The sequence below is a fragment of the Calothrix anomala FACHB-343 genome (assembly GCF_014696435.1).
In the GTDB taxonomy this organism is placed as follows: Bacteria; Cyanobacteriota; Cyanobacteriia; order Cyanobacteriales; family Nostocaceae; genus Aulosira; species Aulosira anomala_A.
Window position 1 is genome coordinate 68,284 of sequence record NZ_JACJQG010000040.1, and the last position, 16,303, is coordinate 84,586.

16 protein-coding genes are annotated in these 16,303 nt (G+C 38.8%); 10 read left to right on the forward strand and 6 right to left on the reverse strand.

The window, feature by feature from the left end; all coding sequences use genetic code 11:
- The first annotated feature begins 94 nt into the window (after window positions 1-94).
- The 6 genes from H6G08_RS21875 to H6G08_RS21900 all read left to right on the forward strand — a co-directional run bounded on the left by H6G08_RS21875 (window position 95) and on the right by H6G08_RS21900 (window position 6,210).
- Window positions 95-1,009 (forward strand): hypothetical protein, encoded by a 915-nt coding sequence (locus tag H6G08_RS21875; protein WP_190546714.1) that lies wholly within the window; start codon window positions 95-97, stop codon window positions 1,007-1,009.
- The gene (locus H6G08_RS21880; RefSeq protein WP_190546716.1) at window positions 1,006-1,701 is read left to right on the forward strand and encodes a hypothetical protein; all 696 of its coding nucleotides are present in this window, start codon (window positions 1,006-1,008) and stop codon (window positions 1,699-1,701) included. The genes H6G08_RS21875 and H6G08_RS21880 overlap by 4 nt, the downstream gene beginning before the upstream one ends.
- Window positions 1,702-1,704: 3 nt before the next feature.
- Window positions 1,705-2,337: an FHA domain-containing protein gene (locus tag H6G08_RS21885; protein ID WP_190546718.1), complete on the forward strand. Its 633-nt coding sequence runs from the start codon at window positions 1,705-1,707 to the stop codon at window positions 2,335-2,337.
- A 389-nt stretch (window positions 2,338-2,726) separates the two neighbouring features.
- On the forward strand, window positions 2,727-3,746 hold the full coding sequence (locus H6G08_RS21890; RefSeq protein ID WP_190546720.1) for a UDP-N-acetylglucosamine--LPS N-acetylglucosamine transferase: 1,020 nt from the start codon (window positions 2,727-2,729) through the stop codon (window positions 3,744-3,746).
- A gap of 145 nt (window positions 3,747-3,891) precedes the next feature.
- Entirely contained in the window at window positions 3,892-4,659 is a 768-nt protein-coding gene (locus tag H6G08_RS21895) for a DUF1350 family protein (protein WP_190546721.1), read from the forward strand.
- Window positions 4,660-5,073: 414 nt separating this feature from the next.
- Complete coding sequence (locus H6G08_RS21900) at window positions 5,074-6,210, forward strand: PP2C family protein-serine/threonine phosphatase (protein WP_190546722.1); 1,137 nt, start codon at window positions 5,074-5,076, stop codon at window positions 6,208-6,210.
- On the opposite strand, the gene H6G08_RS21905 is transcribed toward H6G08_RS21900, so the two are convergent.
- The 4 genes from H6G08_RS21905 to H6G08_RS21920 form a co-directional block, all read right to left on the reverse strand.
- A complete protein-coding gene (locus H6G08_RS21905; protein ID WP_313942384.1) occupies window positions 6,211-6,543 on the reverse strand; it encodes an STAS domain-containing protein in 333 nt (110 codons plus the stop codon).
- A gap of 464 nt (window positions 6,544-7,007) precedes the next feature.
- Complete coding sequence (grpE, locus tag H6G08_RS21910) at window positions 7,008-7,700, reverse strand: nucleotide exchange factor GrpE (protein WP_190546726.1); 693 nt, start codon at window positions 7,698-7,700, stop codon at window positions 7,008-7,010.
- Window positions 7,701-7,861: 161 nt separating this feature from the next.
- A complete protein-coding gene (locus H6G08_RS21915) occupies window positions 7,862-8,353 on the reverse strand; it encodes a Dps family protein (protein ID WP_096644070.1) in 492 nt (163 codons plus the stop codon).
- 81 nt (window positions 8,354-8,434) lie between these two features.
- Window positions 8,435-8,698 (reverse strand): ParB N-terminal domain-containing protein, encoded by a 264-nt coding sequence (locus H6G08_RS21920; protein ID WP_190546728.1) that lies wholly within the window; start codon window positions 8,696-8,698, stop codon window positions 8,435-8,437.
- A 110-nt stretch (window positions 8,699-8,808) separates the two neighbouring features.
- On the opposite strand from H6G08_RS21920, the gene H6G08_RS21925 reads away from it, so the two are divergent.
- Window positions 8,809-10,476: a SpoIID/LytB domain-containing protein gene (locus tag H6G08_RS21925; RefSeq protein ID WP_190546730.1), complete on the forward strand. Its 1,668-nt coding sequence runs from the start codon at window positions 8,809-8,811 to the stop codon at window positions 10,474-10,476.
- Window positions 10,477-10,672: 196 nt separating this feature from the next.
- Here the strand turns inward: H6G08_RS21925 and H6G08_RS21930 are convergent, their stop codons facing one another.
- Window positions 10,673-10,972: a ferredoxin gene (locus H6G08_RS21930; RefSeq protein WP_190546732.1), complete on the reverse strand. Its 300-nt coding sequence runs from the start codon at window positions 10,970-10,972 to the stop codon at window positions 10,673-10,675.
- Window positions 10,973-11,513: 541 nt separating this feature from the next.
- Between H6G08_RS21930 and H6G08_RS21935 the strand changes: the two genes are divergently transcribed.
- Together H6G08_RS21935 and map are read left to right on the forward strand one after the other, a co-directional pair.
- A complete protein-coding gene (locus H6G08_RS21935; protein ID WP_190546746.1) occupies window positions 11,514-12,518 on the forward strand; it encodes a Gfo/Idh/MocA family protein in 1,005 nt (334 codons plus the stop codon).
- A 17-nt stretch (window positions 12,519-12,535) separates the two neighbouring features.
- Complete coding sequence (gene map / locus H6G08_RS21940) at window positions 12,536-13,309, forward strand: type I methionyl aminopeptidase (protein WP_190546733.1); 774 nt, start codon at window positions 12,536-12,538, stop codon at window positions 13,307-13,309.
- 158 nt (window positions 13,310-13,467) lie between these two features.
- Here map and H6G08_RS21945 read toward each other — a convergent pair whose 3' ends face one another.
- The gene (locus H6G08_RS21945) at window positions 13,468-14,817 is read right to left on the reverse strand and encodes a pentapeptide repeat-containing protein (RefSeq protein WP_190546735.1); all 1,350 of its coding nucleotides are present in this window, start codon (window positions 14,815-14,817) and stop codon (window positions 13,468-13,470) included.
- 600 nt (window positions 14,818-15,417) lie between these two features.
- Between H6G08_RS21945 and H6G08_RS21950 the strand changes: the two genes are divergently transcribed.
- A complete protein-coding gene (locus H6G08_RS21950; protein ID WP_190546738.1) occupies window positions 15,418-16,161 on the forward strand; it encodes a tetratricopeptide repeat protein in 744 nt (247 codons plus the stop codon).
- Window positions 16,162-16,303 lie beyond the last annotated feature (142 nt).

Consider the following 16,303-nt stretch of genomic DNA (forward strand, 5'->3'; position numbering starts at 1 on the left):
CAAAGGACAACGTTAAAAAAGTAAAAATTTATATATATATTGTCAATAAAGTTAATAAAACTATTTTAAATTTAATGAATGGAGTTTTGATAAAATGTCGATTGAATTTATTAAGTTTAAACAAAGCCAAATTTATACGGCAAAAGCAGATATTAGTACAATTGTTGCTGATTTGCAAGAAATAGCAGGTATAGATCAATTAGCAGAACTACAGCAGAGTAAATATGCTAAACGAGCGCTACATTATTTTTACGGAATAATTGCCTGCGTTGTTTTAGGGTTTATATTATTTTTATTAATGGCTCAGTTTCCAGCCGTATCTTTATTAATATTGGCGCTGTTTTTAGGAATTATCGGTTTAATATTGGCAATCATCTACGAATTGTTTAAAAAATTCAAGTTGCGGAAGTTAAATATTATTAATTCTCGCTATGAAGTTACGCAGCGACTTGTGGAAATGCTAGCGCGAGATATGGATAAAGCTAGCGAATTAGAAATCCAATTATCTTTTAAAAAGACGAGAATTAAAGAAAATATAGCAGAAACTATACCTCATCCCACTAAGCGCGACTGGAAAATAGATAAATATCAAAATGAATGGTTGAAATTAACAGGACAGTTTTTAGATAAAACTCGGTTTTTGTTAACTGCAACTGAAGCTACAAAAACTCAATATGGTTGGAAACGTGGTAGCAGTGGTAAGAGCAAATATAAAACGAAAAGTACTGATATAGGGTTAGATATAGTTCTTAGTTTAAAGTATCCCGAACGCCGTTATGGAGCAATTAAAATTTTGCAAAATGAAATTAGTAATGCAGTAAAGCTACCTTACTTATCTCGTCTGCGGAATATCAAGCTGACAGATAAATCTGTACATTTAAGTGTCAGGATGGCTCCACAAGTAGCGGATAAAAGCCAAGAAATATATGAAACAATTACAATGATGTTTCTCAGTCTTTATCAAGTATTAAATTTAGCGAAAGTCCTTTCTAAAAAAGATAAATCATGAAAATTAAAATTTTGAAAAGTTTTTTAGCATTATTATTAGTCACTACTATTGTTAGCTGTGGTAGTGCTAAGTCTGGTAATGAAGTAGCGAGTAATAGTAATAGTAATAATAGTAATGTTAATAATTCCCAAACTCCTCCAGTGGCTACTAATGTAGCTGCAACTCAGGAGAAAATTAAATTTAAGACTGAGGGTGGTACAGAATTATTTACGATGAAGCCAGAAGCAGACGGTGCGAAATTAGTTGATGGTAAAAATCAAGAATTAGCCAGAATTAAAGCTGATAAAGCCGGAAAAATCAAAATTAAAAATGCATCCGAAAAAGTATTAGGTTATGTAGTCAGCGAACAAAGTGCTTGGAAGCTGAAAGATGCTAATCAAAAACAAGATTTATATATTCTGAGAAAGCAGAATGATAGCGAATATAAGTTAGAAGATGGAGCGAAGAAAGAAATTTATCTGATTCAGTCGCGGAATAACGGGTTTGAGATAGTCACACCTAACAAAAATTTAGTTTATCAAGTAAAAGTTAAAAATGATAAAACTTCGTTAATCAAAGCACCATCAAAAACAATTTTTTCCACCAAATCTCAATTATCACCAATTGCATTTACCTGCTTTGGCTTTGATGTTCTCACCCGCGAACAGCAAGCTGGTTTGGCTTATGCTGTCAATTTAACAGGAGGTAAATAAACTTTGCAAATTCAGTTAAGTTGGCTAGATCCCAATAGCGAAGAACAACGAGAACCATTATTAGAAACTCCAGTAGCTATTGGCAGAACATTTTCAGAAATGCCACAACAAATCAATGAACAAAGAGTTTCGAGAATAGTTATTAAAGATGACTTAATAGCAGATTACCATGCTTTAATTGATTGGCAAAACCAAGAATTAGTAATTACTGACCAAAATACCACCAATGGCATCAAAATTAATGGCGTACAGGTGACTGGTGGTATTCTAAAAAATGGCGATCGCATTACTGTTGGTGCTTGTGAAATCGCGATCGGCTTTACTCCGCCAGTTTGGGAGTGCGATCGCATGGTAGGCTTTCTATTTAAGCGTCGCTGTGGTCGTACTGATAGGACAGGCTGTCCTGATTGTAACCAAACTTACTCAGATGACTACGCCTATTATTCCGAATATGGTAATTATCGCTCCGGTTGGGGTAGAGATTATTATCAAGAGCGCGTTAGCGAAGCTCCTCCGCAGGAGGCTCGCTATTCCTACGATCCGGAAACTGGTGATGTAGACTTTACAGAAGCGGATGCTGTAAGTTTAGAAACAGAGCAAGATGCTGATTTTGAAAGCGATATGGGAGCAAGTTGAAATTTGTCAATGGTCAATGGTCAATAGTCAATAGTTGTTGATTATTGTTCTATATCTTTCTATAAGCTAGAATTTGTCTGTAAATAGCTATTTATCTGATTTTATATGTATTTATCTGTATTTATCTGGTTTTAGTTATTGCATCTACTCAATTAAAAAGTCATCGACTATAATTTGAAGTCGAAATTTTATGACTTAAAGTCAAGTTAGCGAGCGGCATACATAACATACCTGAATTAACTATTCAAAGGTATATCAGATACTGCTAGTTGTGACTTGGTATAAAAATTGATATTGCTGGTTGACAAGGTGAATTTTATTCATTTTACATTTCTGCAAGGTCAATAATTTTATATTTTAATTTTTAGTGAGAGCAAGGTAACTTAATCTTGGCGGAGACTTGGCTGATTTACGCTTTGGGTGGTGGTTGGGGACATCTAAATCGTGCTTTATCATTGGGACGAATAGCGGCGAATCGCATAAATGTCAAAATTATTACTAATAGTCCCTATGCAAAGCAAATAGATGATGAAGGCTGTTTTATCTATCTAATTCCTGATAACATAGGTGCTTCTCAGACTTGTTTGCGCGTCAGAGAAATACTTTATAATACCGCCTACGATCGCTTGATTATAGATACATTCCCTAGAGGATTAGGCGGTGAGTTAGTAGATATATTACCCCAGTTGAATCATATACCCCGAATTTTGATTCATCGGGATATTAACTCGCGCTATGTAGCAGCTAAAAACTTACGAAATTTTGTCATTGAAAACTTTGATAAAGTTATTGTCCCTGGTGAAGGTAAAGATTTAGCATTTTGCGATTTACCTATAGTCGAACATACAGAACCTTGGTTAATTCGTAACTCTTGGGAATTACCAGATAAAATAACGACGCGATCGCATATTCTAAAAGTAGATAAATCTGTCAAAACTATTGTTGTTTGCGCTTCTGGGAAAACATCAGAGTTAGCTTTATTTGGTAAATTAGCTCTACACCTACAAAAAAACTTCCCCGATTGCGCAGTCAGAATTTTAGCGGCTAATTGTCCCCAAGAATGTCCAGAAAATCTTTGGATATCCCATCATCCAGGAATTGAATGTTTCGCCGCAGCTGATGTTGTTGTTGGTGGTGGAGGTTATAACACAGTTTATGAATGTGCTGCTGTCGGTGTACCTTTAGTCGCCTTAGCCTTAGAGAGATTATACGATCGCCAAGACAAAAGAGCTTGCAAAAGTTATTGCATACACAACATTGAGAATATGCAATTTGATAGCCAGCTATTACATATCGAACAGACTGTTGATTTTATTTTAAAGCAAGCAAAGTCAGTCAAAAATTCATCTGTACCTTTTTATATAAATGGCGCTGTACAAGCTGTAGAGCGGATTGAGCAAACCAAATAGAATAATTCCTAATCAACAGTCAACAGTCAACAGTCAACAGTCAACAGTCAACAGTCAACAGTCAACAACTTTTAGGTGAAATCTTCTCGTACTGCGATCGCTGCTTTAACATAAAGATATATTAATTGAGCGATCGCTTATCCGCATGGAATGGAAAGAAATTCGAGGTAACTGGGTGCTGATTCCCCGAAATCCTATTGGTATCATCCATTTTTTAGGAGGTGCTTTTGTCGCAACTGCACCCCATCTTACTTACCGTTGGTTACTAGAACAACTAGCCGCTAAAGGATATGTAATTATTGCGACACCTTTTGTTAATACCCTAGATCATATCGCGATCGCTAAATCTGTACTGCTGAATTTTGAGCGCACTCTCGAACGTCTCCAAGATTCTTCAGCATTACGCAAAGCCTACCTTCCCATCTATGGAATTGGACATAGCATGGGTTGTAAACTTCACCTGCTAACTGGTAGTGTCTTTAATGTAGAACGTGCAGGTAATATTCTCATTTCTTTTAACAACTACGCCGCTAAAGATGCTATCCCCTTAGTAGAGCAGTTAAACTCAGCTTTAGCAATTGAGTTTACCCCCACACCCCTGGAAACTAACAAGCTAGTAAAAGAAAGCTACAATATCCGGCGCAATTTATTAATTAAATTTAGCAATGATACCCTTGACCAATCAAAAGCTTTAAGCCAAATTTTACAAGAACGCTTTCCAGAAATGGTGACAGTACAAACTCTACCAGGAACCCATACTACACCCTTAGGACAAGATATCAAATGGCAAACAGGAGCATCTTTTACGCCTTTTGATGCTTTAGGACAATGGTTTAAACAAGAAGCATACCGTGACTTAAACCAACTAAAAAATGCTATGCTCTTGTGGCTGAATCCGCTTTCACCACCATAATTCATCTCTGACTATGACAGAGAAATTAAGTCTAGACATCAGAAATGGGTTAGTAGGATTGCTGGCGCAAACTTACTAACCCATTAGTCATCAATTAAGTCGGCGTAATAAAAATACTGGCAAAGGCTGTCATTAGTCAGTAGGGGCGGGTTTATGCGAGATAATCATGCATATTTGAGGATATTTGTGAACCCGCCCTTACAGGGTTTCAAGTCTATTTACGTTTTGGAGTATAGTTTGCTTTATTTATACCGACTTACTTAGTGAGACAATTTTTATTACCTTATGACTTACGCACAAATCCTATGAAAGTCTTATTGATATGTGTCATCTGCGGTTAAATTTTAGGTTAATTTTACGTAATAAATCACATATTTTTAACACAAATGAACCATTTATATAGATATTAATTTTATGTTTAAAATTCTCGTAATTGACGATGATAATTCAATTTTAATCCTCTTAAAACGCATTTTAGAAAAACAGGGTTATCAAGTAATAACTGCGACTAATGGGGAAGAAGGTATTAAAAAAGTACTTGCTTTTAATCCTGCGCTGATTATTTGTGATTGGATTATGCCTGGTTTAGATGGTTTGGAAGTCTGTCAAAAAATTAAAACAGATCCCAAATTATCGACAATATTTTTTATTGTATTAACTTCTTTAGATTCCGTTGCCGATCGCGTCAGGGGTTTAGATGCTGGTGCTGATGATTTTATCTCTAAACCCATTGAACAAAACGAATTACAAGCCAGAGTTAGAGCCGGGTTGCGGTTACATATCTTGAGCCGGGATTTACAAACCCAAAAGCAACTTCTAGAAGCAGAATTAGCCGAAGCCGCAGACTATGTGCGATCGCTTTTACCACTTCCCATTACCGAACCTCTGCGCATCAATTACTGCTTTCTTCCCTCACGCCAACTTGGTGGCGATTGTTTTGATTTTTACTGGCTAGATAATGATTGTTTAGTAATTTACCTACTAGATACCGCAGGACATGGACTAAAAGCAACTCTCCCTTCTATTTCTGTGTTAAATTTTTTGCGATCGCACTCCATTGCTAATTTAAATTACTACCAGCCAAGCCATGTGTTAAAAGCATTAAATGATACTTTTCAAATTAGTTATCAAAATGACAAATACTTTACGATTTGGTATGGCGTATATAATAAAGTTAAGCGTCAACTAATTTATGCTAGCGCCGGACATCCACCAGCAATCTTATTATCTGGCGAACAATCAAATCATGTTAATGTTGAACTTTTGAGAACTCCAGGTATGCCAATTGGCATGTTTCCTGAAGCACAATATATTGATAATTTGTGCGAAATTAAAACAGGTAGCACTCTGTATATTTTTAGTGATGGTGCTTATGAAATCACCAAAACAGATGGCAAACTTTGGAGTTTAGATGGATTTATTCAGCTACTTAGTAGCTTAAGACATAACATTGAACCTCATCTAGAACAAGTCTTGAATTACTTAATGGCTTTGCATTCTCAAGAGACTTTTGAAGATGATTTATCAATTATTGAAATTCAATTTGATTAATTAAGTTCTGGAAAGTACAGCTTGATGAAATTCATCTTGACTGGCAAATATGTCAAATACTTTATCCATACTAGTTAATTCAAATAAAATTCTTACTTGTTCGTTAACAGAGCAAAGTACGAGTTGTCTATTTGCGGCTCTCAAGGTTTTGAAAGCTAACACTAAAGCTCCCAAACCAGAACTATCCATAAAAGTTACATCTTGAAAATCAACTAACACAATTTTTGCGCCTTTTTCGATTAATTCATTCAGTCGTTGACGCAAATCTTGAGATGTCGCTGAATTGATAATTCCTTTGAGATGAATAATTTGTACTTCTGATTGTGTCATGATTTCTATCCTGATTTTCTAAAAAAGCTTATACTTCGTTGAATTTTAGTATTATATATCACACATATTTTATTTAATAAACTCCCAAGCTAGAGAAGTTCATAAATCACTAACACTCAATGATGTATTGTAAATTATGAACGATCGATCTCAATAAAATCTGAATCTATAATTACCGATTCTTAACTCATTTATAAGTTTTCCTTCATCTAAAGAGTAATCTGGAGTGATTCAGCTAGCAGTTAGGACTAAAATTAGTAACGTTAAAGTAAACTTTGTGCTAACTCCTCAATCATCAAATCTGCCTTTAGCTCTAGCCACATCCTCCTATAGGCGTACTTAGAAGAATGATCTGTCAACTCCCATAGAAGATAAACAAAATAAGCAGCACTAATTCCAGAAAAAGCCTCTAATTATCAGACTTCCCCAATTTCAGGAATTATTTCACACTTTTAATAGAACTTGATTTACACAGGACTCACTTTAGCACGATAAAGTAGCCTGTCTCCTTGGCGATAACCTGTATAGCGCACCTTTACCCTCTCACCTGGTTGGAGATTTCCCTCCATCGATTGATGAAATTGAGGATCGTAAGGTAATTCATCTCCCACAGATGCGATCGCTTCTATTCCCCACTGCTGTAAAAGCTTGTCTAAAGGCTTTTGCACCAAAGGTACTATTTTAATCGCTGCTAGCTGGGGATTTTCTGCGGCTTTGTGCGCTGCTGTCGGCCATTGCAATAACAATGATTCTAAATGTTGTAAACTCTGCTGTTGAAACTCTTGGAGCAACGTCTCTCGCTGCTGTTGTAACGCCAGCTGCGATCGCTCATATTCATTCTTTAACTCAGAAATCTTTTGTAATAATTCTTGCTCAGTATTACTTGGTACAGAATGCTGCTTTCTTTCCTGATTATCCTGATTTAAAACACCATCAGGAGCCAATTTAGAAAATTTTACTACTAATTCATCCAAGCTAATTTGTAAAACTTGCGACAGCTTCAATAGTATATCTACGCGCATTTGCGCCACTTTACCCTGCCGCAAGCGCAAAATTTGCCGCTCAGAAACACCAGCAGCACGACTCAGCGCTTTAAAACTGGAAATACCCACTTGCTGCATTAAATTTTGCAACAAATGGGTGAAAGTGTCGGTTGTCATTGGTCAATAGTCAATAGTCATTGGGCATTGGGCATTGGGCATTGGGCATTGGGCATTGGGCAAAAAAATTCTTAATTTTGAATTTTGAATTTTGAATTTTGAATTCATTGTCCTCCTTGTCCTCCTTGTCCCCTCTACCCCATGCCCCATGCCCCATGCCCTTATTCCTCTAATAAACTTCTCAACATCCAAGCTGTTTTTTCATGTACTTGCATCCGTTGAGTTAGCAAGTCAGCAGTGGGTTCATCGTTGACTTCATCTACCACAGGAAAAATAGAACGTGCAGTTCTGACTACAGCTTCTTGTCCTTCCACGAGTAAGCGGATCATATCCTTGGCTTTGGGTACTCCTGGGGTTTCGGGAATGGAACTGAGTTTAGCATATTCGCTGTAGGTTCCTGGTGCGGGATAGCCTAGCGCTCTAATCCGTTCTGCAATTAAATCCACTGCTAAGGCTAATTCTGTATACTGGGTCTCAAACATCAAATGCAAGGTTTGGAACATCGGCCCGGTCACATTCCAATGGAAATTATGCGTTTTAAGATATAAGGTGTAGGTATCTGCTAATAACCGAGATAAGCCTTCAGCAATTTTCGCTCTGCTAGCATCATCAATACCGATATTCAAAGCTACAGTTTCTGGTGTGGATGGCATAATTTTCTCCTAATTGGTTATTTAATTTAGTTGTCTGTTGTATATTGTTGCGTTTTTTTGCACTGAATCATTGACAATTTCTCACGCTAGATGCATCTTGAGAACGCTACGGGGGGCTTTGCGAACTCTAGCTAAGATTGTTTCTTTGCCTAGACGTTGACAAGCTTCATAGCGATGGCAACCAGAAAAGCCATAATACAGTCCATCTACTTCTAGGACATCTATGGGTTCCTGTTGCCCAATCGCCCCAATCGATTCCATTAAGGCTTGTACTTTTTGCGGATCGTTTGTCCGGGGTAAAGGCCGCTTAATCTGATTCAGTGGAATTTCTTGGATTCTAACCATCAGGGTTTTTCTCTTTAATTCCCTTCGTTGACCATAAATAAATCATACTCGTTATGACTTTGTTTTGCAACTATTAGGGCAAAACTGGTAATGGTATCATTGGAGCGCTCATGCGACAAAACCACTACGTTAGAAAGCAATTGGACAATCTCCTCCCAAGCAACGCAGAGGGGCAAAATCAAGTTAGAAAGAAAAAGTCGTACTGGAATGTTTCCCGTACTCTACTGATAGCATTTTGTTTATTAGGACTAACTGCGGCATCAAGTACCGGGAGCAAGACTAATGATGTGGTGTTGAAAATAGGGATTGTTCAAAGATTTGGGGAAGAACCCACAGCCAAACTACAATTGCAACCAACCAAAGGCGATCGCCTCAAGCTGAAATTTCAGACAGGTAACAAAGAACAAATTCTCGTTACCCAGAACCCCGTTCAGGTGGAAACGGTAATGCAGCCTTTATCTGAAGCAAAAGTCAATGAGGTAGTCGTTTTAGGTACTTACCGCACCTTTGAAACTGCAGAAGACAGTGCCAAACAATGGCGCGATCGCGGAATCGAGGTAGAAATAGCTCAACCAGAACGCTGGCAAATTTGGGCGAAACGAGATGTTTACAACACTCCGTTATTAAGAAGATTGTTATTGCAGAGTTTGCCAAAGTCTAGCCAAAATACCGCCTACCTAGATACCAAAGTTTTACCAAAAGTACCATTGGTGAGTTGGGTAATTAATGGTACGCGCTATAGTCGAAATAATGTCAGAATTAGCACTGATAAAAATTTGATTCGGGTGAATAAAACTGCTAAACCAGAAAATGCCCGTCTTTACGCTGGTCAGATGCAATTGCAGCCAAATGCCTATGGCACATATAGTCTAGTTAATGAAGTACCATTAGAAACTTATTTGCGGGGGGTAGTACCTTACGAAATTGGCACAAATGCACCGACTGCGGCTGTAGAGGCGCAAGCGATACTTGCTCGCACCTATGTACTGCGGAATTTACGGAGATTTGCCATAGATGACTATCAGTTATGTGCTGATACTCATTGCCAAGTTTATTATGGACTGAATGGGGTGGCTCCCACTACAGATAAAGCGATCGCCGCGACTAAAGGCATGGTATTAACTTACCAAAACCAGCTAGTAGATGCCCTTTATTCCTCTACTACTGGCGGTGTGACTGCTTCTTTTAGCGATATCTGGAATGGTGAAGATCGTCCCTATCTCAAACCGATAGTTGATGCGCCGATTAATATCTGGGACTTGTCTAGACAGAATTTAGCTGATGAAAAAAACTTTCAGCAGTTTATTAATTTAGAAAAAGGTTTTAACGAAAGCGAATGGGATCTGTTTCGCTGGCGGAGGGAAACGAAGTTAGAAGATATTACCAAGGGCTTACAGAAATTTTTAACAGTGAAAAAAAGCCCCTACAGTAAATTTAAAACCATTCAAGCTATGTCCGTAACTAAGCGATCTGATAGCGGGCGGATTCTCGAACTAGCTGTGAAAACCGATATTGGCGTGTTTACCTTACACAAAGACGAAGTTCGCAGCGCCTTTGCAGCTCCCATCAGCACGCTATTTTACATCCAACCTCTAAACAAAGGTCAATCTAGTTTGTGGGGGTACGCCTTTGTTGGTGGGGGATTCGGACATGGAGTGGGTTTAAGTCAGACAGGTGCGCAAAATTTAGCCAAGCTAGGTTGGTCAAATCCACAAATTTTGCAATTCTATTATCCTGGGACTCAAATTAAAATTTTGAGCGACAAGATTCAGTTTTAATCGGGAGACTTAGGGAATTAGTAATTTTATCTGTACGTAGTAAGCACTTCAGTGCTGAGTAAATAAGGACTAAAGTCCTTACTACGAACTTCAAAGAATACACAGTAAAGGAAAATAATTATCCTTAACTGTGCTACTTTCTTTTTTGCACCATCAATAACTCTCTTCAGAAATTGAGAATTGAAGTGCCTAATTCTTAGTAGAGTTCTTCTTCTTTGTGGGTTTGGATGGTTACATCAGAAGTAGGATAAGCAACGCAAGTCAATACATATCCAGCTTCGATTTGATCGTCATCTAAGAAAGACTGGTCAGATTGGTCAACGGTACCTGATACGAGTTTACCTGCACAGGTAGAACAAGCACCAGCGCGGCAAGAATAAGGTAAGTCCAAACCTTTTTCTTCAGCAGCGTCTAGAATATATTCATCATCTTTAACGTCAATGGTTTCAGTTGTACCTTCAGCTTCGTTGATGAGTGTGACTTTGTAAGTTGCCATTTCCGTAATCCTCTCTTTTTGCGAACGGCAGTATAAGTTATCCTAAAGCAAAGGTAGGCAAAGCCCACGGCTGCTCTTATGGGATCGGCCGCTTGTTTAAATTTGCTTCAATTCTGATACTACGAGAAAAATTAAAATATGTAACTTGAATTTGTCCGCGATTAGTAATGAAATTTAGTTAGTTAATAGTAATAAGAATAACTTATGTATTTCCGGGCTTATTCTGCCTAGTATTGGGAAAAGTTATACATAAGCTAAAAAAAAATCAATTTCATTGATGTGTGGTGAGGGGATGGGGCTAGAAGGGAAGGGGGACAAGGGGGACAAGGGGGACAAGGGAGAAAAATGCCCCATGCCCAATGCCCAATGCCCAATGCCCAATGCCCATAACAAATGACAGCATTGCGATCGCAATATTTCCTACATAAAGTAGTAGGGTAGTAAGTGTCACTAGTGGCATTTACAGCTAAAGCAGAGGGCTGTAGAGAAAGCAATGAGCTTTGCCGATACAGAAAACCTACAAACAGAACTAGGAACTGTCATGTATAATTCCGAGGCCTATTTAACAACGGCAAAAGTGCGGGTGGGGTTGGTTGGTACTGGATATGCGGCAAAGTTGCGGGCGGAAGCATTGCTGCAAGATGAGCGATCGCATTTAGTTGCGATCGCTGGGCATAAATTAGAAAATACCCAAGCCTTCGCCCAAGAGTATCAAGCTGAGGCTGTGAGTTCTTGGGAACAGCTAGTAGGGCGAGATGATATAGATTTAGTAGTTATTTCCACAATTAACCGCGATCATGGAGCGATCGCCCGTGCTGCGCTGACAAGTGGTAAACATGCGATCGTTGAATATCCCCTGGCTTTGGATGTGGTAGAAGCACAAGAAATTATTGCCTTAGCGAAAGCTCAAAATAAACTCCTACATGTGGAACATATTGAACTTTTGGGTGGATTGCATCAAGCATTAAAGCAGCATATAGAAAAAGTAGGTGAAATTTTTTATGTCCGCTACAGTACGATTTCACCGATACATCCTGCACCCCGCAAATGGACTTATAATCATGAATTGTTCGGCTTTCCTTTCATCGGTGCGCTTTCGCGATTACATCGTCTGACTGATTTATTTGGTGCAGTCTTCACTGTTAATTGTCATCAGCGATTTTGGCAAGTTGAACAAGACTACTATCAAGCTTGCTTTTGTATGACTCAACTTTGCTTTACTAGTGGACTGTTAGCACAGGTAGTATACGGTAAAGGTGAAACCCTGTGGCAACCAGAACGGAAGTTTGAAGTCCACGGACATGAGGGCGGATTAGTGTTTGATGGCGATCGCGGATTTTTTATCCACAATGGTGAATCAACACCGATAGAAATCGGGACTCGTCGCGGTTTATTTGCGAAAGACACTACTATGGTGTTAGATCGAATCTTTGATGGTAAACCTCTCTATGTCACTCCAGAAGCTAGTTTATATACATTAAAGGTTGCCGAAGCGGCACAAAGGGCAGCAGAAACAGGCTTAACTATATTTATGAAAGATATTTAACAGAGAAATTACAGTTGATGAAAACCGAAACGATTGTTATTTTATCCCAACGAGAAATAGACAAGATGCGTCGGGCAGGACATTTAGCCGCCCAACTCCTCAAGCATCTAGAACCAATGGTTAAGCCAGGGGTAACTACTCAGCAACTCAATGATGAAGCCGAACGTTGGACACAGGCGCATGGTGCTAAAAGCGCACCACTGGGTTACAAAGGCTTTCCCAAATCAATTTGCACCAGCGTCAATGAGGTGATTTGTCACGGTATCCCTAATCCGAAACAAATTCTCAAGGATGGAGACATTATTAATATTGATGTTACGCCGATACTTGATGGTTATCACGGTGATACATCCAAAACATTTTTAGTCGGTAACCCTTCACCCAAGGCAAAAAAATTGGTAGAGGTAACCGAGGAATGTCTGCGCTTGGGTATTGCGGAAGTGAAACCAGGGGCGAAAATTGGCGATATTGGTGCAGCTATTCAAGAATATGCGGAAGCACAAGGTTTTTCTGTAGTCCGTGACTTTGTTGGACATGGAATCAGCAATATTTTCCATACCGCACCAGATATCCCCCACTACGGTACAAGGGGTAAAGGTAAGCGTCTTCGTCCGGGGATGGTATTTACAATTGAGCCAATGATTAACGAAGGAACTTGGGAAGTAGAAGTTCTCAGCGATAAGTGGACTGCGGTGACACGCGATCGCAAACTTTCGGCGCAATTTGAACATACTATAGTTGTGACTGAAGATGGGGTAGAAATCCTCACCCAAGTAGAAGATAATTCGTAATTCGTAATTAAAATTGCTCAATGCCCATCAAATCTAGATTTTGGTGGGTATTTTTATGCATTTTCACAAAATAGTTTGTTTCTTGTTCTGGCTGTTATCAAAAAAATCAGGACTGAAGTCCTGACGACAAAGAAAATAATTCTAAAATCTAAAATTGATTACCGCTCCAATTTATTAGGAATACCTTCGCAACCGCCTGGGATAGTACCTCTAGTTTGTTCGCCACCCCAAGCGCAACAGTAATAACGTACTGCATCTGACATCCTTTGGGCGTTAGTAAAATCAGCATTTTCAATGACAGCACCAGTATGTTCTCCCGTTTGATAGTTTGGGGGTACAGTGCGACTGCGGGGTGATGCGTTTTCTACAGAACCATAAAATAGACGCACGCCGTTAAAATCAGCGTTGCAGAGTTTGGCATCATAGAGAATGGCGCGGGAGAGGTTGGCTTTGACTAAATCACAACCACTGAGATCGGCGCGGACAAGATTAGCTTCGCTGAGATCTGTCCACCGCAAGTCTGTACCCGCTAAGTCTGCGCCAGCTAGCATTACGCCTAAATCAATGACACGTACACCTTCAATTCTGTCTTCAGCATAACCACCGACACCATTGAGGATTGCTCTTCCCAAACGGCGATCGCGTTTTAGGGGTGTGAGTAATTTAGAACGGGAAAGAAACCGGAGAATTTTGGCTTTCCCACTACCATCAACACTACTTAAAATTGCGGCTGTACGTCCTTCTGCAATTGACCTTTCTTGCGGCCAGTCTTCTAATAATCCTTCTTCATCTAATACTAAGTCAGAAATGCCTTGAAAATAGGAATCTATAGTTTGCTGTTGGGTAATAATATTTTGTTGCACTGTCAGCAGGTTTTGCTGAATTGTCAAGTCTTTGGAAATAATATATTGTCGCCAAGCTACATAAACAGCGATGATAGCAATAAGAATTTGTCCTAAAGCGCCAAACCACTCCGCCAAGGTTCCAGAAGCTTCCCAATTAATCTTGATTCCCCAAGCTAATAAGCGATCGCCTAAGCCAGAGAATTTGACTAAGCCGATAATTGCTACTACTAGCCCTAAAAAAGCGATCAATAGGGTTCTGTCTTGGGGTGAAAACCATTGCTTGATGGCGCTTTGCACCCAAGGTAGTAAGATTGCCACAGACAGCATTAAAGTCACGAGAGTACCAAAAATGCCAATGAGCTTGTTATTGACAGCTAGCCCGATGATGGTAATGGCGATCGCTAATAAAGTAATTAGCAAGGCTCTAGGCTTGACTGTAAATAGATTTGTCTGTGGCTTGAACCAAGAACGAGCTTGCTGTAAAGCTGTTGTATTTTGCGGAGATTGCAAAGACGCGATCGCCGCTAAGGCTTGTTGTGTCGCCAAGCCATCTGGTGTAAGGTTATGCTCACCTGTCCCACCATCAAAATCATCGGGTTGTAAGTCGTGTTCGGAAATGGGATCTGGGGTTGGTGAATTGTTGGAGTTGGATTCAATCGTCATTCTTTCTATTGTGCCCCAGCATTTTCAAATCACAGCTGTTTTATATTAACTGCTGCGGGGTAGGTTAGGGCAATATTAGTCAGCTAATTTGTAATACCCTTCGGGAAGCCACCTCCGGTGTCTACGTAATTCGTAATTCGTAATTCCTGACCTTGTCCTGTGGCGATTCTGTTGCCAAAAATGGGGACTGATTTGCAGTAGAGAAAATTTTTAATTTCCAAATTCAGAAACTGTATTAGTAACTAAAATTTAGTTTATTTTGACTTGATTCAACTAAATCAAGCTGCATAATCTTCTTTATTATCATTAGATATTTCTGTATTTATTCTATAAGTAGAATTACATTCCTGCCTATAAAGCGATGATTAAACAACTTGGATATTGCGAAACCTCAGAATATTTAGCATTGATAAAGAAGAGATATTTTTTTGATAAATATCTTGCCTTGACTAACATAAATATGTTATATTTTTTGTATATAAATGCGAAAATTTCCATTTATAAAATAAAAACAATTTTTGAGAAAAATCGTGTATTTTGATACGATATTTTGAGATAAACAAGTCCTAGCATCATAACTATGAGTTCTGTAGGTACAGCATGGTCTTACGGCGCTGCTTGATTGCCTCTAGCTTTATCACTTTCTCAACAGTTGGCTGTAGTGATTGGGCAAATTCAACGGCAAACAATACTAAGCAAGTTGTACAGGAAAGTAATGTTTCCCAACTGCTAATCAAAGCTAAATCTGCACCCACAGCAGAGGATTTTTTAAATCAAGCTAATAACCTGTTAGATAACCAACGCTATCAACAAGCGATCGCGACATACGATAAAGCGATCGCTCTCAACCCCAAAAAAGCCGAAGCTTGGATTAACAGAGGTAATGCTTTGACATCTTTACAGCGCTACAAAGAAGCGATCGCCTCATATAATCAAGCAATTAGCATCAAGCCTAACAAAGATATAACTTGGTTTAATAGCGGAAATGCGTTAACAGCTTTAAAAAGCTATAAAGAAGCGATCGTTGCTTATGATAAAGCGATCGCGCTCAACCCCAAAAAAGCCGAAGCTTGGATTAACCGAGGGATTGCGCTGACAAAACTGCAAAGATACCCGGAAGGATTAGAATCTTACGATAAAGCGATCGCAATTAAGCCAGATAAGCATGAAGCCTATTACAATAAAGCTTGTTCCTATGCTTTACAATCCAATGTAGAATTAGCAGTTACCAACCTAGAGAAAGCCATTAAACTGGCTCCTGCTAAATATAAACAATTGGCGAAAACCGATCCGGATTTCAATAAAATACGTAGCGATCAAAGATTGCTAAGATTGATTCAATAATCTATAAAATTTCTCTTTTAAGGCATTTCAATAAAATATATAGGAATCCGATTTGATTTCTGAAAAAATCTAAGTATATGTAGGGTGCGTTATCACGAAGTGTAACGCACCGTATTATGGGATTTGGTGCGTTGCGCTGCGC

Excerpts from the sequence above, each read along its gene's own strand:
- H6G08_RS21900 (WP_190546722.1), top strand. The coding sequence starts at position 5,074 with ATGTTTAAAATTCTCGTAATTGACGATGATAATTCAATTTTAATCCTC.
- H6G08_RS21935 (WP_190546746.1), top strand. The coding sequence starts at position 11,514 with ATGTATAATTCCGAGGCCTATTTAACAACGGCAAAAGTGCGGGTGGGG.
- H6G08_RS21875 (WP_190546714.1), top strand. The coding sequence starts at position 95 with ATGTCGATTGAATTTATTAAGTTTAAACAAAGCCAAATTTATACGGCA.
- H6G08_RS21920 (WP_190546728.1), bottom strand. The coding sequence starts at position 8,698 with ATGGTTAGAATCCAAGAAATTCCACTGAATCAGATTAAGCGGCCTTTA.
- H6G08_RS21925 (WP_190546730.1), top strand. The coding sequence starts at position 8,809 with ATGCGACAAAACCACTACGTTAGAAAGCAATTGGACAATCTCCTCCCA.
- H6G08_RS21950 (WP_190546738.1), top strand. The coding sequence starts at position 15,418 with ATGGTCTTACGGCGCTGCTTGATTGCCTCTAGCTTTATCACTTTCTCA.
- grpE (WP_190546726.1), bottom strand. The coding sequence starts at position 7,700 with ATGACAACCGACACTTTCACCCATTTGTTGCAAAATTTAATGCAGCAA.
- H6G08_RS21930 (WP_190546732.1), bottom strand. The coding sequence starts at position 10,972 with ATGGCAACTTACAAAGTCACACTCATCAACGAAGCTGAAGGTACAACT.
- H6G08_RS21895 (WP_190546721.1), top strand. The coding sequence starts at position 3,892 with ATGGAATGGAAAGAAATTCGAGGTAACTGGGTGCTGATTCCCCGAAAT.
- H6G08_RS21915 (WP_096644070.1), bottom strand. The coding sequence starts at position 8,353 with ATGCCATCCACACCAGAAACTGTAGCTTTGAATATCGGTATTGATGAT.
- H6G08_RS21945 (WP_190546735.1), bottom strand. The coding sequence starts at position 14,817 with ATGACGATTGAATCCAACTCCAACAATTCACCAACCCCAGATCCCATT.
- map (WP_190546733.1), top strand. The coding sequence starts at position 12,536 with ATGAAAACCGAAACGATTGTTATTTTATCCCAACGAGAAATAGACAAG.
- H6G08_RS21880 (WP_190546716.1), top strand. The coding sequence starts at position 1,006 with ATGAAAATTAAAATTTTGAAAAGTTTTTTAGCATTATTATTAGTCACT.